Origin of the sequence: Amycolatopsis samaneae (assembly GCF_039541975.1) — a bacterium.
GTDB classification, from domain to species: Bacteria; Actinomycetota; Actinomycetes; order Mycobacteriales; family Pseudonocardiaceae; genus Amycolatopsis; species Amycolatopsis samaneae.
In genome coordinates this window covers 1-5,209 of record NZ_BAABHG010000039.1, presented here as the reverse complement: position 1 = coordinate 5,209, position 5,209 = coordinate 1, and the positions used below count along the sequence as shown (strand labels likewise).

3 rRNA genes are annotated in these 5,209 nt (G+C 56.3%); all 3 read right to left on the bottom strand.

The window, feature by feature from the left end:
* Position 1 precedes the first annotated feature (1 nt).
* Positions 2–119, bottom strand: a 5S ribosomal RNA gene (gene rrf / locus ABD987_RS44435).
* Between the two features lie 76 nt (positions 120–195).
* Positions 196–3,317, bottom strand: a 23S ribosomal RNA gene (locus tag ABD987_RS44430).
* Between the two features lie 318 nt (positions 3,318–3,635).
* Positions 3,636–5,155 (bottom strand): 16S ribosomal RNA (locus ABD987_RS44425).
* Together the 16S, 23S and 5S rRNA genes form the textbook arrangement of a ribosomal RNA operon.
* Positions 5,156–5,209: the final 54 nt, after the last annotated feature.

Sequence of the window (5,209 nt, the reverse complement as noted above, 5' to 3'; positions counted from 1 at the left end):
TGTTCGGCGGTGTCCTACTCTCCCACAACCCTTCGGTTGCAGTACCATCGGCGCTGTCGGGCTTAGCTTCCGGGTTCGGAATGGGACCGGGCGTTCCCCGCGACGCTATAACCACCGAAACTCTGCGAAACACCCACACACAACCCGTGGGTTGTGTGGTGTTTCAGAGCTGTAGAGTGAATGCGTAGCATGTTTGTGGGCAAGTCCTCGGCCTATTAGTACCAGTCAACTCGACAACACATTACTGTGCTTCCATATCTGGCCTATCAACCCACTGGTCTGGTGGGGGCCTTAACCCACAAATGGGGTGGGATACCTCATCTTGGAACAGGCTTCCCGCTTAGATGCCTTCAGCGGTTATCCCTTCCGAACGTGGCCAACCAGCCATGCCCCTGGCGGAACAACTGGCACACCAGAGGTTCGTCCGTCCCGGTCCTCTCGTACTAGGGACAGCCTTCCTCAAGTATCCTACGCGCGCGGCGGATAGGGACCGAACTGTCTCACGACGTTCTAAACCCAGCTCGCGTGCCGCTTTAATGGGCGAACAGCCCAACCCTTGGGACCTACTCCGGCCCCAGGATGCGACGAGCCGACATCGAGGTGCCAAACCATGCCGTCGATATGGACTCTTGGGCAAGATCAGCCTGTTATCCCCGGGGTACCTTTTATCCGTTGAGCGACACCCCTTCCACCAGGAGGTGCCGGATCACTAGTCCCGACTTTCGTCCCTGCTCGACATGTCTGTCTCACAGTCAAGCTCCCTTGTGCACTTGCACTCAACACCTGATTGCCAACCAGGCTGAGGGAACCTTTGGGCGCCTCCGTTACTCTTTAGGAGGCAACCGCCCCAGTTAAACTACCCATCAGGCACTGTCCCTGAACCAGATCATGGCCCTAGGTTCAGATTCCCAATCCGACCAGAGTGGTATTTCAACAACGACTCCACCAACACTAGCGTGCCAGCTTCACAGTCTCCCACCTATCCTACACAAGCCGAACCGAAAACCAATACCAAACTATAGTAAAGGTCCCGGGGTCTTTCCGTCCTGCCGCGCGTAACGAGCATCTTTACTCGTAGTGCAATTTCGCCGGGCCTGTGGTTGAGACAGCCGGAAAGTCGTTACGCCATTCGTGCAGGTCGGAACTTACCCGACAAGGAATTTCGCTACCTTAGGATGGTTATAGTTACCACCGCCGTTTACTGGCGCTTAAATTCTCAGCTTCACCCCCGAAAGGGTTAACCGGTCCTCTTAACGTTCCAGCACCGGGCAGGCGTCAGTCCATATACATCGAATTACTTCTTCGCATGGACCTGTGTTTTTAGTAAACAGTCGCTTTCCGCTGGTCTCTGCGGCCACCCACCCCTAGCCCGCGAAGGGCTTCAGGATGTTTGGCCCCCCTTCTCCCGAAGTTACGGGGGCATTTTGCCGAGTTCCTTAACCACAGTTCACCCGATCGCCTTAGTATTCTCTACCTGACCACCTGTGTCGGTTTGGGGTACGGGCCGTGCATGCACTCACTAGAGGCTTTTCTCGGCAGCATAGGATCACTCTACTTCACCTCAAACGGCTACGCATCACGTCTCAGACACATGCCATGCGGATTTGCCTACATGACGTCCTACACGCTTACACCAGTACAACCACTCACTGGCGGAGCTACCTTCCTGCGTCACCCCATCGCTTGACTACTACGGAATCAGATCCCACGCTCCACCACACCATCCACCCGAAGGCTTCCGGAGCGGCTTTGGGTGGTTAGTATCAACCGCCTCGCCATGGGCGCACATGCTCGGGTACGGGAATATCAACCCGTTATCCATCGACTACGCCTGTCGGCCTCGCCTTAGGTCCCGACTTACCCTGGGCGGAATAACCTGGCCCAGGAACCCTTGGTCATCCGGCGGCAGAGTTTCTCACTCTGCATTCGCTACTCATGCCTGCATTCTCACTCCCACACCCTCCACCACTCGCTTCCGCGGCGGCTTCCCTGGATGCAGGACGCTCCCCTACCCACCCACACCACTAGACAACCGTACGAATACGGAAGCCGATGTATTGTGTGAGTGACACAGCTTCGGCGGTGTGCTTAAGCCCCGCTACATTGTCGGCGCAGGACCACTTGACCAGTGAGCTATTACGCACTCTTTCAAGGGTGGCTGCTTCTAAGCCAACCTCCTGGTTGTCTGGGCAATCCCACATCCTTTCCCACTGAGCACACACTTAGGGGCCTTAGCTGGTGTTCTGGGCTGTTTCCCTCTCGACGACGAAGCTTATCCCCCGCCGTCTCACTGCCACACTCTCACACCACGGTATTCGGAGTTTGGTTGATTTCGGTAACCCGGTAAGGCCCCTAGACCATCCAGTAGCTCTACCCCCGTGGAGAAACATGTGACGCTGCACCTAAATGCATTTCGGGGAGAACCAGCTATCACGGAGTTTGATTGGCCTTTCACCCCTACCCACAGCTCATCCCCTCAGTTTTCAACCTAAGTGGGTTCGGGCCTCCACGATGTCTTACCAACGCTTCACCCTGGCCATGGGTAGATCACTCCGCTTCGGGTCTAGACCACGCGACTACAGACGCCCTATTCAGACTCGCTTTCGCTACGGCTACCCCACACGGGTTAACCTCGCCACGCAGCACTAACTCGCAGGCTCATTCTTCAAAAGGCACGCCATCACCCAACAAGTGAGCTCTGACGGCTTGTAGGCACACGGTTTCAGGTACTCTTTCACTCCCCTCCCGGGGTACTTTTCATCTTTCCCTCACGGTACTCGTCCGCTATCGGTCTCCAGGAAGTATTTAGGCTTACCGGGTGGTCCCGGCAGATTCACAGCAAATTCCACGAGCTCGCTGCTACTCGGGAACACCACCAAGACCTACAACAGCAGTTTTCGCGTACGGGACTCTCACCCACTCCGGTCACCCATCCCAAGGTGTTCCACTAACCACTGCGTACATCCGAAGAAATGTCAGTCTCTTCAAGGTGGGTCCCACAACACCGCACATACAACGCCTGACAGCTTGACATATACACGGTTTAGCCTCTTCCGCTTTCGCTCGCCACTACTCACGGAATCACGGTTGTTTTCTCTTCCTACGGGTACTGAGATGTTTCACTTCCCCGCGTTCCCTCCACACCGTCTATATATTCAACGGCGGGTAACACCACATCACTGGTGCTGGGTTTCCCCATTCGGAAATCCTCGGATCACAGCTCGGTTGACAGCTCCCCGAGGCATATCGCAGCCTCCCACGTCCTTCATCGGCTCCTGAAGCCAAGACATCCACCATGTGCCCTTAACAACTTGACCACAAAGATGCTCGCATCCACTCTACAGTTCTCAAACACCACACCAGAAACAAAACGCTCCCAGAGCAACGCCCTGAGGTGTGTTGCCTCAGGACCCAACAGCGTGCACGTGAACAACCATGACCCCGGGCGCCGACCACGAGTTCCACGATCCGAAGACCAGTACTACCGCGGGCATTACCCACCAACCATGACCCTAACCAGTAGTTCCACAATTCCTTGAGCAACCCAGACAGAACCACGTTCGGGTTCTAGGCCTGAGCCACTCCACGATGTTGGTCCGGGTATCCCGGCATCGTGGATGTGTTGTGCTCCTTAGAAAGGAGGTGATCCAGCCGCACCTTCCGGTACGGCTACCTTGTTACGACTTCGTCCCAATCGCCAGTCCCACCTTCGACCACTCCCTCCCTTACGGGTTGGGCCATGGGCTTCGGGTGTTACCGACTTTCATGACGTGACGGGCGGTGTGTACAAGGCCCGGGAACGTATTCACCGCAGCGTTGCTGATCTGCGATTACTAGCGACTCCGACTTCACGCAGTCGAGTTGCAGACTGCGATCCGAACTGAGACCGGCTTTAAGGGATTCGCTCCACCTCACGATTTCGCAGCCCTCTGTACCAGCCATTGTAGCATGTGTGAAGCCCTGGACATAAGGGGCATGATGACTTGACGTCATCCCCACCTTCCTCCGAGTTGACCCCGGCAGTCTCCCACGAGTCCCCGCCATGACGCGCTGGCAACATAGGATAAGGGTTGCGCTCGTTGCGGGACTTAACCCAACATCTCACGACACGAGCTGACGACAGCCATGCACCACCTGTACACCAACCACAAGGGAAACCACATCTCTGCAGCTGTCTGATGCATGTCAAGCCCAGGTAAGGTTCTTCGCGTTGCATCGAATTAATCCACATGCTCCGCCGCTTGTGCGGGCCCCCGTCAATTCCTTTGAGTTTTAGCCTTGCGGCCGTACTCCCCAGGCGGGGCGCTTAATGCGTTAGCTACGGCACGGACAACGTGGAATGTCACCCACACCTAGCGCCCAACGTTTACAGCGTGGACTACCAGGGTATCTAATCCTGTTCGCTCCCCACGCTTTCGCTCCTCAGCGTCAGTATCGGCCCAGAGACCCGCCTTCGCCACCGGTGTTCCTCCTGATATCTGCGCATTTCACCGCTACACCAGGAATTCCAGTCTCCCCTACCGAACTCAAGTCTGCCCGTATCGACTGCAAGCTTGAGGTTAAGCCTCAAGTTTTCACAGCCGACGCGACAAACCGCCTACGAGCTCTTTACGCCCAATAAATCCGGACAACGCTCGCACCCTACGTATTACCGCGGCTGCTGGCACGTAGTTAGCCGGTGCTTCTTATCCAGGTACCGTCACTTGCGCTTCGTCCCTGGCGAAAGAGGTTTACAACCCGAAGGCCGTCATCCCTCACGCGGCGTCGCTGCATCAGGCTTGCGCCCATTGTGCAATATTCCCCACTGCTGCCTCCCGTAGGAGTCTGGGCCGTGTCTCAGTCCCAGTGTGGCCGGTCACCCTCTCAGGCCGGCTACCCGTCGTCGCCTTGGTAGGCCACTACCCCACCAACAAGCTGATAGGCCGCGGGCTCATCCTACACCGCCGGAGCTTTCAACAACCCCCCATGCGAGAGACTGTCCTATCCGGTATTAGACCCCGTTTCCAAGGCTTATCCCAAAGTGCAGGGCAGATTGCCCACGTGTTACTCACCCGTTCGCCACTCATCCACACCCGAAGATGCTTCAGCGTTCGACTTGCATGTGTTAAGCACGCCGCCAGCGTTCGTCCTGAGCCAGGATCAAACTCTCCAACAATGTCTTCAAATTCGATCGAGGCATGTAATGCTCTCAAAGGAAACCCCAACGAGG